Genomic DNA, 15,422 nt, shown 5'->3' with positions numbered 1-15,422 from the left:
GTGTATGCTCGGCGCCGTCATAGACCGCGCTCCGGCCGGCGGCAAGCAGCAGCCGGGGTTCCACGATGTGCGGCTTTCAACCTGGGTGACACGAGCGATTGACCGATCACGGGCTGACACTGGAGGAATTCCTGGGCGACTGGACCATGTCGCGTCGGATCGCGGATCGCCTGGGCGGCGGCACCGGCCGGCTGGACGGGCGGGCGCGCTTCTCGCCTGACGGCGCCGGCGGGCTGGTGATGGAGGAGAGCGGGCGGCTGCAGATGCAGGATGGCCCCGCGCTCGATGCCACGCGCCGCTATCTCTGGCGGGCGGGCGAAGGCGGGGTGATCGAGGTGCTCTACGCGGACGGGCGGCGGTTTCACCGCATCGTTCCGGATCGGCTGATGCCCGACGACACGCATCTTTGCGAGCCCGACCTCTACCATGTCTCCTACGATTTCACCGGCTGGCCGGTCTGGCGCACGGTCTGGCGCGTCGTGGGGCCGCGCAAGAACTACCGGATGGTGACGGAGTACCGCCGACTGGCGCCGTGATTTCCCGAAATCACAACGGGTTGCGGCGTATTGTTCACGAGTGGGGGCGGGATTTCAGGTAGGAGCGGTTGCCATAGAGCAGCGGTTGGCCCTCGCCGATATGCACATCCGCGACCGCGCCGATGAAGAGGTGATGGGTGCCCACGCGCTCGCCCGAGACGAGGCGGCAGTCGAAGGCCACCAGCGGATCGTCGAGCCGCGGCGCGCCGGTTGTCATCGCCACGGCGCCGCCGGCCTTGAACTTGTCGCCGCCCGGCGCCGGCAGGCGGCGCGCGAAGACGTCCGATATCTCGCGCTGGTCGGCGCGCAGGACATTGATGCAGAAACAACCGTTTGCCAGGATCGCCGCGGCGGTGGCGCTTTCGTGATGGACGCAGACCAGCATCGTCGGCGCCACCCCGTCGGCGGAGACCGAGGTCATGGCCGACACGGTGACGCCCGCGCGCCCGCCGGGGCCGTCGGTGGTCACGACGCTGACGGTGGCGGCGGCGCGGCTCATCCCGGCCAGGAAGGCGGCGCGCAATTGCGTGTCGGTTTCGCTCATGATCTCCGTTTCCTGTTCGCGCAGGCTCTTTTGCCCTGACCGGGACATAGGCGCAAGCGGCGCCGGGTCACGCGCCCACCGGACCGTCGCGCAGGGCGTAGGCGGCATAGGCCGCGCGCAGGGCGGTCCGGCGCAACCGCGGCAGCGGGAAGCGCCGCGGGGCGGCGCGCAACAGCGCCGGGCGGCGATCCTCGCCCATGGCGAGCGCCGCGGCCACGCGCCCGGCATGGCTGCCCGTCGCCACGCCGTTACCGTGGTAACCCAGCGCCAGGATCACGCCCTCCGTGCCGGGCGCCGCGGTCAGGACCGGGGTCAGGCTGCCGGTGAGCGCGACGAGGCCCGACCAGAACCAGGGCGTCTCGACATGCGCCCAGCCGGGAAAGATCGCCTCGAATTGCCGGCGTGCCATCGCGCGCACCTGCCGCGCGGCGCCCGGTCCGGCCGATAGCCCGCCGCGGGTGCCGAAGAGGAACCGCCCGCAGGGCATCAGGCGGAAGTAATGCAGAAGCCGCCGCGTGTCATAGGCCATCATGTCGCTGCGCCAGCCCGCGGTCTGAAGCTCCGCGGGTTCCAGCGGCCGCGTGACCAGGATCGAGGAGAGCGCCGGCAGCACCACGCCTGCCAGCGCCGGCGGTATGTCTTCGGAGGAATAGCCGTTGGTGGCGACGATCACGCGCCCGGTGCGCAGCGTGCCGCCCGGTGTCTCCAGCCGCCAGCGCGCGCCGTCGCGGCGAATCGCGGTCACCGGGCTCTGGCCGTGGATCGCCACGCCGGCCGCGCCCGCCGCGCGCGCCAGTCCGAGCACGTATTTCATCGGGTTGAGCGCAAAACCCGCGCGGGTGATCAGCCCGCCATGGAAGGTGCCCGCGCCCATGCCGCGTTCGGCCAACTCCGGGCGGCTCAGCACCTCCGTCGCCAGCCCGTAGCGGCGCCGGGCGGTCTCGGCCTCGGCCCGCAACTCCGCCAGCCCGCCGGGGCGGTGCGCCAGGCAAAGTTCACCCTCCGAATGGGTGTCGGCCTCGATGCCGTAGCGGTCCAGATTGTCGGCCACCGTGTCGATTGCGGCGCGCTGGAAGCGGTGGAATTCCTGCGCGGCGTCGAGCCCGTGGCGCTCGATCACCGTCGCGTCAGGCAGCTTGGAACCACCGATGCAGGCAAAGCCGCCATTGCGCCCCGAGGCGCCCCAGCCGGGCTGCGCGGCGTCGAGCAGTACGGGCTCGGTGCCGTAGCGTTCCGCCAGTTCCAGCGCCGCGCCGAGCCCGGTGTAGCCCGCGCCGATAATCGCGACCTCGGCCTCGCGGTCGCCCTCCAGCGCGGGATGCTCCGGCACTTCCTCGACCGAGGCGCGCCAGAAACTTTCGGGCCAATAGGACGTATCGTAGGCTTCGGGTTCGTAGAGGCGTTTCATGATCCGCTCCGGCGGCTATGGCCTTTGACCTTCTGGCAACCCGCGCGTGAAAGGGCAAGAATTCTCTGGCACGCGGGCGGCGCCCGTGTCTAAGCTTGCCCGGTCCGCCCGACGAGGGCTCTGCCTGATGGAGGAAAGATGACCACCCGCGCCGCCAAACCCAATGATGCCGCCCGCGAATTGTGGGAGATGGATCGCGCCCATGCGCTGCATCCCTGGCAGCATTTCGAAAATTTCGAGCGCGAGGGCGCGCTGGTGATCGACCGCGGTTCCGGCTGCCATTTGTGGGACGCGAACGGCGGCAAGTATCTCGACGCGGTCGGCGGGCTCTGGTGTACCAATATCGGGCTGGGTCGCCGCGAGATGGCCGAGGCCATCGCCGAGCAGGTGGAGCGGCTGGCCTTTTCCAACACCTTCGTGGATGTCACCAACGCGCCCGCCGCGCGGCTCTCCGCCAAGCTCGCGGAACTGGCGCCGGGCGATCTGAACCACGTTCATTTCACCACCGGCGGGTCCACCGCGATCGACAGTGCCTACCGGATGGTCCAGTACTACCAGACCTGCGCGGGACATCCTGAAAAGACCCAGGTGATCGCGCGGGACCATTCCTACCATGGCTCCACCTATATCGCGATGTCGATCGGCAAGCGGCCGGGCGACCAGGTGCCGGAATTCCGTTACAAGCAGGAGGGCATCCACCATGTCTCGGTGCCGAATTACTACCGCGCGCCGGAGGGCATGAGCGAGGCGGAGTTCTGCGACCATCTGGTAGCCGAGTTCGAAGCGAAGATCGCTGAAATCGGACCCGAAAAGGTCGGCGGTTTCTTTGCCGAGCCGATCCAGGCCTCGGGCGGGGTGATCGTGCCGCCGGAGGGTTATCTCAAGCGGATGTGGGAGGTCTGCCAACGCCACGGCATCCTCTTCATCGCCGACGAGGTGGTGACGGCCTGGGGTCGGCTGGGGCACTGGTTCTCGTCGCTCGACGAGTTCGGCGTGCAGCCCGACATCGTCTGCACCGCCAAGGGGCTGTCGTCGGGCTATATCCCGATCGGCGCGCTGATCTATTCCGACCGCATCCATGCCGCGATGCAGGGCGACCGCTGGTTCACCTCGGGTTTCACCTATGCCGGACACCCGGTGGGCTGCGCCGCGGCGCTCAAGAATATCGAGATCATCGAGCGCGAGGACCTGCTGGCCCATGCGGCCGAGGTCGGAACCTATTTCGAGACCCGTCTCAAGGCGCTGGAGGAGTTGCCCATCGTCGGGCAGGTCCGGGGCCGCAAGCTGATGATGTGCGTGGAGAATGTGGCCGACAAGGCGACGAAGCGGCTGCTGCCCGACGAGCTGGATATCGGCCGGCGGATCTCCGACACCTGCGAGGAGATGGGCCTGATGGTGCGTCCGATGGGCCATCTCAACGTCATGTCGCCGCCGCTGGTCATCACCCGCGACGAGGTCGATTTCGTGGCCGAGACGCTGGGCCGCGCCATTGCGAAAGTCACCGACGCGCTGGTGGCCGACGGGGTGAGGCTGGGCTGATGGCGCTTCCCGACGCAAGGCGCGAGGTGGACACGGCCTTCACCCGCGAAGACGCCCGTGGCCGCGCCTTCGAGAACACCTTCGGCGGCGCGCCGAGTTTCCTGCGCCGCCGTTACACCAAGGATCTGACCGGCGTCGATCTGGCGGTGACCGGCGTGCCCTTCGACCAGGCCGTGACAAACCGGCCCGGCACCCGGCTGGGGCCGCGCGCGATCCGCGAGGCCTCCGCCCTCCAGTCGGCGGATGCGCCCCATGGGTGGGGCTTCGACCCGCTCGACGAGTTCACCGTCGTCGATTACGGCGACCTGGCCTTTGACTATGCCGCCGTGGCGTCTTTCCCCGCCCGGCTGGAGGCCCATATCGCCGGCATTCTGGACGCCGGCGCGGCCAGCCTGGTGCTGGGCGGCGATCACTACATCTCCTTTCCGATCCTCAAGGCATATGCCGCGAAATACGGGCCGATCTCGCTTCTGCAGTTCGACGCGCATTCCGACACCTGGCCCGATGACGACATGGACCGGATCGACCACGGCACGATGTTCTACAAGGCCGTCAAGTGCGGCATCGTGGACCCCGCGCGGTCGGTTCAGGTCGGCATCCGCACCGACAATCCCGATCCGCTGGGCGTAAACATCATCGACGCGCGCGAGGTGCATCTGCAGGGTCCGCAGGCGGCGGCGCGCCGGATACGGGAGATCCTGGGCGACCATCCGGTCTATCTGAGCTTCGACATCGACGGCCTCGACCCGGCCTTCGCGCCGGGCACCGGCACGCCGGTCTGGGGAGGGCTCAGCAGCGGGCAGGCGGCGGTCATCCTGCGCGACATCGCCGGCATCAACCTGGTGGGCGGCGACGTGGTGGAGGTCTCGCCGCCCTTCGACCCGACCGGGGCCACCGCCGTGGCCGGTGCCCATGTGGCGTCCGAAATCATGTGCCTCTGGGCCTGGACAAGACGGGAGGAGCAGACATGAGCGGCGCTGCATCCCCGCCCGTGAACTGGGACCGCTCCGGCCTGCCGGGCTGGACCTACAGTTCCAGGGAGCTTTTCGATCTGGAACTGGCGACGCTTTTCCGCACCCATTGGCAACTGGCGGGCCATGTCTCGGACTTGCCGGAGCCGGGCGATTACATCTGTTTCGATATCGGCCATGAACGTGCCGTGGTGATCCGCGGGCAGGACGGCCGCTTGCGCGCCTTCCACAACCTCTGCCGTCATCGCGGCACGCGGGTGGTCGCCGACCGACGCGGCCATTGCAACAAGGCGATGATCTGTCCCTTCCACGGCTGGGCCTACAATTTCGACGGCACGCTGCGCGGCGTGGCCGAGGCCGACACCTTCCCCGATCTCGACCGCGTGGCCTGGGGGCTGAAGCCGGTGGAGCTAGAGGTCTGGCTGGGCTTCGTCTTCATCCGTTTCGTGGCCTCCGGCCAGCCGCCGGTGGCCGAGTTGCTGGCTCGTTACGAGGCCGAGGCGGCAGCCTATGGCGCGGCGGATGTCGTGCCCACGGGCGACGGGTTCTGGACCGACGAGATCGCGGTGAACTGGAAAGCGGTCCGCGATGTCGACAACGAAGGCTACCATGTCCGCCAGGCGCATCCCGCCCTGCACGACCTCTACGGCACGGCCTATCACGACGAGCCCTTCGAGCGCGGCGCGGCCCGGTCGGAGGGGCGCTTCAACGACGGGCCTTCGCGGCTCTGGTCGGTGCGGGCCTACCGCTCGATTATCGGCGACACTTCACCGCTGGCCCCCGCGCAGCGCGGCGCCTGGGTCTATATCGCGCTTTTCCCCAACACGGTGATCGGGCTCTATCCCGACAGCGTGACCTATTACCAGGAAATCCCGCTCGATGCCGAACGCACGCTCCAGCGCGGCGCGGTCTACCGCCACCGCGACGAGAGCCGCGCGCTGCGCCTCGCGCGCTACCTGTCGGGGCGCATCGACCGCGACACGTTGGAGGAGGACCAGATGCTCTGTGTCTGGTCGGCGGAGGCCACGAAATCCTCGGCCTATGACGGGGTGATCCTCTCCGATCTTGAGTATGGTCTGAAAACATTCCATGATCACCTGCGCGAGAAGGTTCCGGTGGTGTGCTTGCCCGAGGAACCCGGCGCAGAGGATATGCGGCAGCAGCTTGCCGCGGTGGACCGGGGATAGGGACGCGAATGTCATCATCGGACGGGGCTTTCTCCCGCTGGAGGCACAGCGAGGGCGCACAAGGGCTCATCCTTGTCAGCCCGACCTTCCTATACGCCCTGCTGCTTCTGGCCGCGCCGCTCGCGACCATCGTGGCGATCAGCTTCTGGACCCAGGATTACCTCGTGATGATCCGCGAGTTCACGCTCGCCAACTATATCAGGGCCTGGACAGAGCCGCTTTTCCAGACGCTGATGCTGCGCTCCGTCGTCATCGCGGTGATCGTGACGGCGGCGACGGTGCTGCTGGCCTTTCCGATCGCCTATTACGTCTCCTTCAATGTCCGGCCCGAGCGCAAGGCGCTCTGGATTTTCCTCATCACCATCCCGTTCTGGACCAGCTACCTGCTGCGCGTCTTTCTGTGGAAGGTGATCCTGGGATATAACGGCGTGCTGAATTCCGGTCTGCTGGGGCTGGGACTGATCGACGAGCCGCTGACCTTCATCCTTTACAATGCCAATGCGGTGGTGATCACGCTCGCCCATGCCTGGGCGCCCTTCGCGATCCTGCCGATCTTCGTGGCGCTCGAAAAGATCGACCGCGCGCTGCTGGAGGCCGGGCAGGACCTGGGCGAGAGCCGCTTCACCACCTTCCTGCGAGTCACGCTGCCCCTGGCCATGCCCGGCGTGGTGGCGGCCACGCTCATCGTCTTCATCCCCACGATCGGCGATTACGTCACGCCGAAACTTGTGGGCGGGCCGGACGGCGCGATGATCTCCAACATGATCCAGCTCCAGTTCATGAAGCTCAACAACGGGCCGCTGGGGGCGGCGCTGGCGATCTCGGGCATGATCATCGTGACCGCGATCTCGCTCATCTTCCTGTGGCTCAACCGCCGCTACCTGAAGGTGCGGCAATGAAGGGGCGCGGCCTGGCTACATATGCGGTCGCCTATCTGCTGTTTCTCTACGCGCCGGTGATCCTGCTGCCGCTCTTCGCCTTCAACGACGGTACCATCATTGCCTTTCCGCTGCAGGGCTTCACCACCGGCTGGTTCGTGCAGCTGACGCGGATCGAGGCGCTGCATGACTCGGTCTTCAACAGCCTCTGGATCGCGCTGACCACGGCGGTGCTGTCCACCTGTTTCGGCCTCTTCGCGGCGCGCGCCTCGGCGCGCTACCGCTTTCCGGCCAAGGGCGGGATCATGGGGCTGATCATGCTGCCGCTGGTCTTGCCCGAGATCATCGTCGCGGTGGCGTTGCTGGTGGTCCTGCTGCAACTGGGGATTGATCTGGGCGCCTGGACCGTGATCCTGGGCCATGTGCTGATCTGCACGCCGTTCTCCATCGCCATCCTGAACTCGGCCTTCCTGTCGCTCGACGAGTCGCTGGAGGAGGCCTCCTATGACCTGGGCGAGACGAAATGGTCGACCTTCCGGCTGATTACCCTGCCGCTGGTGATGCCGGGCATCATCTCCTCGATGCTGATCGCCTTCACGATCTCGCTCGACGAGTTCATCATCGCGTTCTTCCTGACCGGCAACGAACCGACGCTGCCGGTCTATCTGTGGTCGCAGTTGCGCTTCCCCACGAAGATCCCCATCGTCATGGCGCTGGGTACGATCATGCTCGTGGCCTCGCTGCTGCTCTTGACCGCCGCCGAATATTTCCGCCGCCGGGGCGTCGCCAGAACCGGGGCAAAGGACAGCGGAGGCTTCCTGTGACACGACAGCTCATCGAACTCGACCGGGTCGAGAAGAATTACGGCGAGGTGCGCGCGCTGACCGGCGTCTCGGCCGAGATCCGCGAAGGCGAATTCTTCTCGCTCCTGGGGCCGTCGGGCTGCGGCAAGACCACGCTCCTGCGCACCATCGCGGGGTTCGAGGATCTCAGTGGCGGGCAGCTCAGGATCGACGGGCAGGACATGCGCGGGGTGCCGGCCAACAAGCGGCCCACCAACATGGTCTTCCAGTCCTACGCGATCTTCCCGCATCTCAGCGTGGGCGAGAATGTGGGCTTCGGCCTGCGCCGCAAGGGACTGGGCCGCGAGGCGATGGCGCGCGAGGTGGGCCAGGCGCTCGACATGGTGGGGCTGGGGGGCTATGAGACGCGCGCGAGCCACGCCCTGTCCGGCGGCCAGCGGCAGCGCGTGGCGCTGGCGCGCGCGCTGGTGCTCAAGCCGCGGGTGCTGCTTCTCGACGAGCCGCTCTCGGCGCTCGACAAGAAGCTGCGCGAACAGATGCAGGTCGAACTGCGCAAGCTTCAGCGCCAGGTCGGCATCACCTTCATCCTGGTCACCCACGACCAGGAGGAGGCGCTGATCATGTCCGACCGGATCGCGGTGATGTTCGACGGCGGCATCGCCCAGCTCGACAGCCCGCAGGTGCTCTACCGCCGCCCGGTGTCGCGCCGGGTGGCGGAATTCATCGGGGTGATGAACTTCCTCGACGCCTCGGTGGGCGGCAACGGCGCCGACGGGCTGGAGGTCGATGTGGCCGGGCTGGGGCGGGTCGCGCTCGACCCCGCGCAATGCCCCGAGGGCCGCTCCGGCACCAGCACCGTGGTCGGGCTCCGGCCCGAGACCATGACGATCCTCTTCGATACTTCCGAGAAGGCCGCCCGCGTGGCCGAGGGCTCGGTCAGCGAAGTGGTCTATTTCGGCGACATGACCTATTATGACGTGACGCTCGACGGGGTGGCGGCGCCGGTCACCATCTCGATGCGCAACCTGCCCGGCCGCCCGGTGCTCGACCGCGGCGCACGGGCGCGCGTTGGCTGGGACGCGGGCGCGATGGTACTCTTCCGCTGAACGGCGCGGCGCGCGCCTTCATCTTTCCCGAAATACTCCCGCCGGAGGCATGATCCGCCGCGCAGCGGCAAAAGCTCGGCGCCGCCCGGATGTCCGGGCGGCGCGCTTGCGGCTCAGAAGCCCGCCTTGATCTTCTCGAACTCTTCCTGCATGCGGTTGCGCAGTTCGTTGTCCATCGGCACCTGGGCGAGAATCGGCGCGTCGATCTCCGCCAGGCCGACCTCTTCCAGGGTTTCCTCTGGGATATCGGCCATCGCCTCGGCGTTGGAGTGGCCGTAGCCCCAGGCGTTCACGATATACTCGGCCGAGCGCGGCTCCAGCCAGGCATTGATGAAGTCATAGGCGCGCTCCTCCATGCCGGGGCCGTCCTTGAGGTTCATGTAACCGCAGAACCAGGTCGAGGAGCCTTCCGCGGGCTCGCGCTCGAACGCCACCGGATGCCCCTCGGCGATCATCGTGGTCGGTGTCTCGTTCCACGACCAGGAGATCAGCACCTCGCCCGAGGACATGAGCTGGCTCAGCTCCGCGCCGTCCTGCCAGTAGGCGCGCACATTTGGGTGCACCTCGCGCATCCAGTCCGCGGCGGCCTGGAACTGCTCCTCGGTCACATTGCGCCAGTCCGACACGCCGGTGGCCAGATAGGCCAGCGACCACACGTCGTCGGTATTGTCGGGCAGCGAGATGCGCCCGGCATATTTCGGATCCTTGAAGACCTCGAGCGTCTGCACTTCCTCCTCGGGCACCTCGTCGGTGCGGTAGGTGATCGCCGTCGCGCCCCAGTCGATCGGGATGAACCACACGCCCGCGTCGTCCTTGAAGATGTCGGAAGCCAGGAAATCCTCGTTGATATTGTCGAAGGCCGGGATCTTGGACGTATCCCAGGGTTCCACGAGCCCCGCGTCGCGGTGCTTCGAGACCATCTGCGAACAGGGATGGGTCACATCCGCCCTGAAGCCCGAATAGAGCTTCTGGAACGCCTCGTCGTCATCCCCGAAGAAGGCGTAGCTCGGCGCCTCGCCGTGCTTTTCTATATAGCCCTTGAAGAATTCCGGGTCCTCGTAGCCGGACCAGTCGAAGACCAGCAGGTTGTCGTCGGCGGCCATCGCCGGGACGGCGAGTGCCATGATCGTCGCCAGCGCCGTTACGTTCTTGAGTGGTTTCATCGTCGTAGCTCCCTTGTTGGCGCACCGTCTTCGCGATGCGTGACCGCCTGACGCTAGAACAGGGCCGGGGCCGTGCCAAGGGATTATTGCCCGGTGCCGGGTGCGCCGCCGGCGGCCTCGGCGCGCGCCCGCCGCCGGGCGCGCACGTCATCGGCGAGTTCGATCGTGTAGGCCGCCAGCGCGGCGAGTTCGGCCTCCGCCCGCGCGGCGTCGCGGGCCTCCAGCGCGTCGGCGATGGCGCCGTGCAGCGCCAGGATGCGGGCGCGCGAGCGGGCCGAGAATGTGATCATGTTCATCAGCGGCTGCATCGCTTCCACCGCACCGGCAAGCTGGTAGGACAGAACCGGGTTGCCGGCGGCATCGACCAGTGCGCGGTGGAAGGCCACGTCTGAGGCGCAAAAGCTCTCGTCGGAGAGCCCCGGCTGGCCCTGCCGGTGGATCTCGGCGCGCATCGTGGCCAGGTGGTCGGGTCCGCGCCGGGCCGCAGCCAGCGGCACGCAGGCGCGTTCCAGCGCATAGCGCGCCTCGCAGGCGGTCTCGAAGTCGACCGCGTTCATGCTCAGCAGCAGGGTCGAGGTGGTGATCTGCTGGCCATGCGCGTCCTCGAAGCGCAGCCGGTTGACGAACGCCCCGCCCGAGGCGCCGCGCCGGGTGCGGATCAGGTTCTGCGCGGCCAGCCGCTTGAGCGCCTCGCGTACGGTGGGGCGCGAGACGTCGAACTGTTCGGCCAACTCCGCCTCCGAGGGCAGGCGTTCGTCCACGATCAGCCGCCCGGCGACGATCGCATCGCGGATCGCGCCTGCGATCTGCACCGACAGGTCGCCATCCTCCTTGAGTCTGTATTCCACCTGCATTGCGCCGCCTTGATTTGTCTGACAATTAATTGTTTGACATTTATTTCATTTAGCACGACCTTGGCCTGCGAGGCAATCATTTCGCAAAAGAGCGGCCCATGACCGTGGCGCATCGGATCAGACGGATGACGGGCTGGCACTGGCTGGCCTTCTTCGGCACTGTGCTGGGCGCCTGGGCGCTGCTCTATGCCATGCAGGTGCCGGGCGACCTGCGCACCGGTGCCGCGCTCTACGGGCACGACTTCTGGTCCGCGCTCTGCGTGGTGGAGCCGGGGCTTGCCGGATATCCCACGGTGCTGGCGATGTGGGTGGCCATGTCGGCGGCGATGATGGCGCCAACCTTTCTACCGGCGCTCGCCACATACGAGGATCTGATTGCCACGGGCGCGGCCACGCGGGACGGATTTCTGGCCCTGCTGGCGGGGTACCTGGCGGTCTGGCTGGGCTTCGCGGCGCTGGCGGCGGGGGCGCAGGTCGGGCTTGCCGGTGCGGGGCTGCTGGACCCGCTGGGCGGCAGCCGCTCGGCGCTGCTGACCGCGCTCCTGCTGGCGCTGGCCGGGGCCTACCAGTTCACCGCGCTCAAGGAAGCGTGCCTTTCGAAATGCCGCCAGCCGCTGACCTTCTTCATGCAGCACTGGGCGCCGGGTCCGGCGCGCGCGGCGGCGATGGGGCTGCGGCTGGGCGTGCTCTGCCTGGGCTGCTGCTGGGCGCTGATGGCGCTGGCCTTCGTGGGCGGGACGATGAACCTGGCCTGGATGGGACTCGCCACGCTGGTGATGGTCCTGGAGAAACTGCCCGAGATCGGCCGACCGGTCACCCGCCCGCTGGGCTTGGTGCTGCTGGCGGCCGCGATTGCGACACTGGTCGCCGGAACCGGCTGACCCCAGGGAGGACGACATGACTGCCAAGACCAAATCCGACCGGCTTAAGACCCCCGCGAAGATCGACAGCCGCCACCCGAGTGCTCAGCGCCAGGATGCGGGCAACATTCCCTGGGCGATCAAGGGCGAGTTGATCCTGAACTGCAACTGCACTGTCTTCTGCCCCTGCGTCGTGAGCCTGGGCAAGCACGCGCCCACCGAGGGCTACTGCCAGGCCTGGGCCGGGGTGCGCATCGACGAGGGGCATTACGGCGGCGAGGAGCTTTCGGGGCTCAATGTCGGCCTGGTGCTGGAGATCCCCGGCCTGATGGCACGCGGCAACTGGAAGGCCGCGGCCTATATCGACGACCGTGCCAGCTATGCCGCGCATAACGCGCTCATCAACATCTTCTCGGGCAAGGCGCGGGGCACGACCGGGCTCTTCGCGGTTCTGGTCAGCGAGTTCCTGGGTGCCGAAAGCGCGCCGGTCGAGTTCACCACCGAGGGCAAGACGCGGCGGCTGATGGTGGGCAAGAAAATCCAGGGCGAGGTGGTGCCGGTGAGCGGCGCCGATCCCGACACCAACATCGTGGTGACCAACACGCAATACTGGATGGGCCCCGACATCACCGTGGCCACCGCCACCAAGGGCCGCGTGCGCGCCTTCGGGCGGGTCTGGGATTTCGACGGCCGCTCGGCCGAGATCTGCCAGATCGACTGGCACGGCCCCGGCAAGTGATCGCGACACCGGGATATTGCGCCATGATGGCGCGCTACAACATGTGGCAGAACGAAAGCCTCGTCGCCGCATGCGACCGACTGGACGCCGCCGCGCGGCAGCGCGACCGCGGGGCCTTCTTTGGTTCGATTGCCGGCACGCTGAGCCATCTGCTCTGGGCTGACGATCTGTGGATGGCGCGGCTCGATGGCGGCCCCGCGCCCGAGGGCGGCATCGCCGAGAGCCCGCGCCTCCATTCCGACTGGACCGCCTACAAGGCGGCGCGCGCGGCGGCGGACCGGCGCATCCTGAACTGGGCCGACCGGCTGGTGCCCGAGGCGCTGGAAGGGGTGCTGAGCTGGCATTCCGGCGCGCAGGGGCGCGAGGTCACGCGGCCGCGCGCGCTCTGCGTGGCGCATTTCTTCAATCATCAGACCCATCACCGGGGCCAGGTCCACGCGATGCTGACGGCGCTCGGTATCGTCTGGGGCGACACGGACCTGGTCTTCATGCCCGAGGAAACCGGAACATGAGCGCACCGCTTCTGTCGCTGTCGCGCCGTCTTCGCCGCACGCCCTTTTCCGAAGGGGTCGAGGCGGCGGGGGTCAAGGCCTATACGGTCTATAACCATATGCTGCTGCCGACGGTGTTCCGTTCCATCGAGGAGGATTACCGCCACCTGAAGGAGGCGGTGCAGGTTTGGGATGTGGCCTGCGAGCGGCAGGTGGAACTGCGCGGCCCCGATGCGGGCCGGCTGATGCAGATGCTCACCCCGCGCGACCTGCGCGGCATGACGCCGGGGCAGTGCTATTACGTGCCCATCGTCGATGAGACCGGCGGCATGCTCAACGATCCGGTGGCGGTAAAGCTGGCCGAGGATCGCTGGTGGATTTCGATTGCGGATTCGGACCTCTTGTACTGGGTGCGCGCGACGGCGCATGGCTGGCGGCTCGACGTGCTGGTCGATGAGCCGGATGTGAGTCCGCTGGCCATTCAGGGGCCGCGCGCCGATGACCTGATGGCGGCGGTATTCGGCGACGCGGTGCGCGACATCCGCTTCTTCCGCTTCGGCGTGTTCGATTTCCAGGGCCGCGACATGGTGATCGCGCGCTCGGGCTATTCCAAGCAGGGCGGGTTCGAGATTTACGTGGAGGGGGGCGATATCGGAATGCCGCTCTGGCACGCGCTGATGGAGGCCGGAAAGGAGTGGGATGTGCATGCGGGCTGCCCCAACCTGATCGAGCGGATCGAGGGCGGGCTCTTGAGCTACGGCAATGACATGACCGACGACAACACGCCGCATGAATGCGGGCTGGGGCGGTTCTGCAACACCCATACGGCGATCGGCTGCATCGGGCGCGATGCCCTGCTCCGCGTGGCCAGGGAAGGGCCGGTACAGCAGATCCGCGCCATTGCCATCGACGGCGCGCCGGTGCCGCCCTGCGCCGCGTGGTGGCCGGTCCTGTCGGACAAGGGCCGCCGGGTGGGCCGGGTGAGTTCCGCCGCCTTCTCGCCCGACCACCGGACGAATGTGGCCATCGGCATGGTGCGTATGACACATTGGGAGCCGGGGTCGGAGCTTCGGGTCATGGCGCCCGACGGGGAACGCCGCGGCGTCGTGCAGGAGGGATTCTGGGCCTGAGCGCCGGGCGGACGGAGGGGGCGAGGGGCGCTGCCCCTCGCGCTCCCCGGGATATTTGGAGCAAGAAGAAAGCGGGGCCGCGGCCACGCCATTGGCAAGGAGAGCGACATGTTCAAGGCACTGATCGTCGAGAAGGACGAGGAGACCGGCAAGACCGCGGCGGCGGTGAAGGAGATATCCGAGGCCGACCTGCCGCGGGCCGAGGTGACCGTCGCGGTGGAATATTCCACGGTGAACTACAAGGACGGGCTCTGCATCGGGCCGGGTGGCGGGCTGGTGCGCCATTACCCGCATGTGCCGGGGATCGATTTTGCCGGCACGGTCGAGGAGAGCGCCGACGACCGTTACAAGCCCGGCGATCGCGTGGTGCTCACGGGCTGGCGCGTGGGCGAGGCGCATTGGGGCGGATATGCCCAGAAGGCGCGCGTGAGGGCCGACTGGCTTGTGCCCCTGCCCGAGGGGTTGGACACGCGGGCAGCGATGGCGGTGGGCACGGCCGGACTGACCGCGATGCTGGCGGTGATGGCGCTGGAGGATCAGGGGCTGGAACCCGGCCACGGCCCGGTTCTGGTCACGGGCGCCGCGGGCGGTGTCGGCTCGGTCGCCACGGCGATCCTGGCACATCTCGGACATGAAGTGGCCGCGGTTACCGGGCGGCCCGAGCAGGAAGACTACCTGAAGGGGCTGGGGGCGAGCCGGATTGTGCCGCGCGAGGATTTCGCGGAGCCGACCCGCAAGCCGCTGGAGAGCGAGCAATGGTCGGGCTGCGTCGATGCGGTGGCCGGGGTCATGCTGGGCCGGGTTCTCAAGCAGATGAAATACGGCAGCAGCGTCGCCGCGGTCGGTCTCGCGGGTGGCGCGGCGATCGAGGGCGCGCTAATCACGCCCTTCATCCTGCGCGGCGTGAACCTTCTTGGTATCGACAGCGTTATGCAGCCCTATCAAAACCGCGTGAGGGCCTGGGAGCGGATCGCCCGCGACCTGCCGATGGACAAGCTGGAGGCGATGGTCCGGCCGGCGACGCTGGAAGACCTGCCGGGGCTGGGCGCCGACATCCTGAAAGGGCAGGTGCGCGGGCGCGTGGTGGTCGATCTCTCGGCCTGATGCGCGGCATCCGGCCTGCCTCGCGCCGGCGTTGCCGAGTTGACAGGACAGGGGTGGCGGCGTTTCATGCCGTCCGGGCGTACCGGACGAAAGGATGACGGGGCCGCGC

16 protein-coding genes are annotated in these 15,422 nt (G+C 67.8%); 12 read left to right on the top strand and 4 right to left on the bottom strand.

All coding sequences use genetic code 11. The features are described 5' to 3' along the window. Positions 1-98 precede the first annotated feature (98 nt). Entirely contained in the window at positions 99-536 is a 438-nt protein-coding gene (locus tag DDZ14_RS00610; protein WP_233252421.1) for a DUF6314 family protein, read from the top strand. Between the two features lie 34 nt (positions 537-570). Here the strand turns inward: DDZ14_RS00610 and DDZ14_RS00605 are convergent, their stop codons facing one another. Together DDZ14_RS00605 and DDZ14_RS00600 are read right to left on the bottom strand one after the other, a co-directional pair. Further along, on the bottom strand, positions 571-1,080 hold the full coding sequence (locus DDZ14_RS00605) for a flavin reductase family protein (protein WP_109423182.1): 510 nt from the start codon (positions 1,078-1,080) through the stop codon (positions 571-573). A gap of 67 nt (positions 1,081-1,147) precedes the next feature. After that, on the bottom strand, positions 1,148-2,488 hold the full coding sequence (locus DDZ14_RS00600) for an FAD-binding oxidoreductase (protein WP_109423003.1): 1,341 nt from the start codon (positions 2,486-2,488) through the stop codon (positions 1,148-1,150). Positions 2,489-2,626: 138 nt separating this feature from the next. On the opposite strand from DDZ14_RS00600, the gene DDZ14_RS00595 reads away from it, so the two are divergent. The 6 genes from DDZ14_RS00595 to DDZ14_RS00570 are packed head-to-tail and all read left to right on the top strand — an operon-like array spanning position 2,627 to position 8,972. Beyond that, the gene (locus tag DDZ14_RS00595) at positions 2,627-4,027 is read left to right on the top strand and encodes an aminotransferase (protein ID WP_109423002.1); all 1,401 of its coding nucleotides are present in this window, start codon (positions 2,627-2,629) and stop codon (positions 4,025-4,027) included. Continuing rightward, complete coding sequence (gene speB, locus DDZ14_RS00590; protein WP_109423001.1) at positions 4,027-4,998, top strand: agmatinase; 972 nt, start codon at positions 4,027-4,029, stop codon at positions 4,996-4,998. The genes DDZ14_RS00595 and speB overlap by 1 nt, the downstream gene beginning before the upstream one ends. Continuing rightward, positions 4,995-6,185 carry an aromatic ring-hydroxylating dioxygenase subunit alpha gene (locus tag DDZ14_RS00585; protein ID WP_109423000.1) on the top strand — a complete coding sequence of 397 codons (1,191 nt, stop codon included), beginning with the start codon at positions 4,995-4,997 and terminating at the stop codon, positions 6,183-6,185. Before speB ends, DDZ14_RS00585 begins: the two co-directional genes overlap by 4 nt. An 8-nt stretch (positions 6,186-6,193) precedes the next feature. Continuing rightward, positions 6,194-7,084 carry an ABC transporter permease gene (locus tag DDZ14_RS00580; RefSeq protein ID WP_109422999.1) on the top strand — a complete coding sequence of 297 codons (891 nt, stop codon included), beginning with the start codon at positions 6,194-6,196 and terminating at the stop codon, positions 7,082-7,084. Beyond that, positions 7,081-7,887, top strand: coding sequence for an ABC transporter permease (locus DDZ14_RS00575; protein ID WP_109422998.1), 807 nt, complete (start codon positions 7,081-7,083; stop codon positions 7,885-7,887). The genes DDZ14_RS00580 and DDZ14_RS00575 overlap by 4 nt, the downstream gene beginning before the upstream one ends. Then, entirely contained in the window at positions 7,884-8,972 is a 1,089-nt protein-coding gene (locus tag DDZ14_RS00570) for an ABC transporter ATP-binding protein (RefSeq protein ID WP_109422997.1), read from the top strand. The genes DDZ14_RS00575 and DDZ14_RS00570 overlap by 4 nt, the downstream gene beginning before the upstream one ends. A gap of 113 nt (positions 8,973-9,085) precedes the next feature. Here the strand turns inward: DDZ14_RS00570 and DDZ14_RS00565 are convergent, their stop codons facing one another. Next, complete coding sequence (locus tag DDZ14_RS00565) at positions 9,086-10,135, bottom strand: extracellular solute-binding protein (protein WP_109422996.1); 1,050 nt, start codon at positions 10,133-10,135, stop codon at positions 9,086-9,088. A gap of 83 nt (positions 10,136-10,218) precedes the next feature. After that, positions 10,219-10,983: a FadR/GntR family transcriptional regulator gene (locus tag DDZ14_RS00560; protein WP_233252420.1), complete on the bottom strand. Its 765-nt coding sequence runs from the start codon at positions 10,981-10,983 to the stop codon at positions 10,219-10,221. 104 nt (positions 10,984-11,087) lie between these two features. Between DDZ14_RS00560 and DDZ14_RS00555 the strand changes: the two genes are divergently transcribed. The 5 genes from DDZ14_RS00555 (at position 11,088) to acuI (ending at position 15,313) form a co-directional block, all read left to right on the top strand. Beyond that, positions 11,088-11,870 (top strand): DUF2182 domain-containing protein, encoded by a 783-nt coding sequence (locus tag DDZ14_RS00555; RefSeq protein WP_233252419.1) that lies wholly within the window; start codon positions 11,088-11,090, stop codon positions 11,868-11,870. 16 nt (positions 11,871-11,886) lie between these two features. Then, positions 11,887-12,588 carry a DUF1326 domain-containing protein gene (locus DDZ14_RS00550; RefSeq protein WP_109422994.1) on the top strand — a complete coding sequence of 234 codons (702 nt, stop codon included), beginning with the start codon at positions 11,887-11,889 and terminating at the stop codon, positions 12,586-12,588. Between the two features lie 23 nt (positions 12,589-12,611). Beyond that, complete coding sequence (locus DDZ14_RS00545; RefSeq protein WP_369914209.1) at positions 12,612-13,100, top strand: DinB family protein; 489 nt, start codon at positions 12,612-12,614, stop codon at positions 13,098-13,100. Next, positions 13,097-14,209, top strand: coding sequence for a dimethylsulfoniopropionate demethylase (locus DDZ14_RS00540; RefSeq protein WP_109422993.1), 1,113 nt, complete (start codon positions 13,097-13,099; stop codon positions 14,207-14,209). The genes DDZ14_RS00545 and DDZ14_RS00540 overlap by 4 nt, the downstream gene beginning before the upstream one ends. Before the next feature lie 108 nt (positions 14,210-14,317). Next, positions 14,318-15,313 (top strand): acryloyl-CoA reductase, encoded by a 996-nt coding sequence (gene acuI / locus DDZ14_RS00535; RefSeq protein ID WP_109422992.1) that lies wholly within the window; start codon positions 14,318-14,320, stop codon positions 15,311-15,313. Positions 15,314-15,422 lie beyond the last annotated feature (109 nt).

The sequence above is a fragment of the Maritimibacter sp. 55A14 genome (assembly GCF_003122205.1).
GTDB lineage: Bacteria > Pseudomonadota > Alphaproteobacteria > Rhodobacterales > Rhodobacteraceae > QEYE01.
Note: the sequence above shows the minus strand (reverse complement) of the source record. Positions and strands in the feature narration are given on the sequence as shown.

Excerpts from the sequence above, each read along its gene's own strand:
- DDZ14_RS00605 (WP_109423182.1), bottom strand. The coding sequence starts at position 1,080 with ATGAGCGAAACCGACACGCAATTGCGCGCCGCCTTCCTGGCCGGGATG.
- DDZ14_RS00600 (WP_109423003.1), bottom strand. The coding sequence starts at position 2,488 with ATGAAACGCCTCTACGAACCCGAAGCCTACGATACGTCCTATTGGCCC.
- DDZ14_RS00595 (WP_109423002.1), top strand. The coding sequence starts at position 2,627 with ATGACCACCCGCGCCGCCAAACCCAATGATGCCGCCCGCGAATTGTGG.
- speB (WP_109423001.1), top strand. The coding sequence starts at position 4,027 with ATGGCGCTTCCCGACGCAAGGCGCGAGGTGGACACGGCCTTCACCCGC.
- DDZ14_RS00585 (WP_109423000.1), top strand. The coding sequence starts at position 4,995 with ATGAGCGGCGCTGCATCCCCGCCCGTGAACTGGGACCGCTCCGGCCTG.
- DDZ14_RS00580 (WP_109422999.1), top strand. The coding sequence starts at position 6,194 with ATGTCATCATCGGACGGGGCTTTCTCCCGCTGGAGGCACAGCGAGGGC.
- DDZ14_RS00575 (WP_109422998.1), top strand. The coding sequence starts at position 7,081 with ATGAAGGGGCGCGGCCTGGCTACATATGCGGTCGCCTATCTGCTGTTT.
- DDZ14_RS00565 (WP_109422996.1), bottom strand. The coding sequence starts at position 10,135 with ATGAAACCACTCAAGAACGTAACGGCGCTGGCGACGATCATGGCACTC.
- DDZ14_RS00555 (WP_233252419.1), top strand. The coding sequence starts at position 11,088 with ATGACCGTGGCGCATCGGATCAGACGGATGACGGGCTGGCACTGGCTG.
- DDZ14_RS00550 (WP_109422994.1), top strand. The coding sequence starts at position 11,887 with ATGACTGCCAAGACCAAATCCGACCGGCTTAAGACCCCCGCGAAGATC.
- DDZ14_RS00545 (WP_369914209.1), top strand. The coding sequence starts at position 12,612 with ATGATGGCGCGCTACAACATGTGGCAGAACGAAAGCCTCGTCGCCGCA.
- DDZ14_RS00540 (WP_109422993.1), top strand. The coding sequence starts at position 13,097 with ATGAGCGCACCGCTTCTGTCGCTGTCGCGCCGTCTTCGCCGCACGCCC.
- acuI (WP_109422992.1), top strand. The coding sequence starts at position 14,318 with ATGTTCAAGGCACTGATCGTCGAGAAGGACGAGGAGACCGGCAAGACC.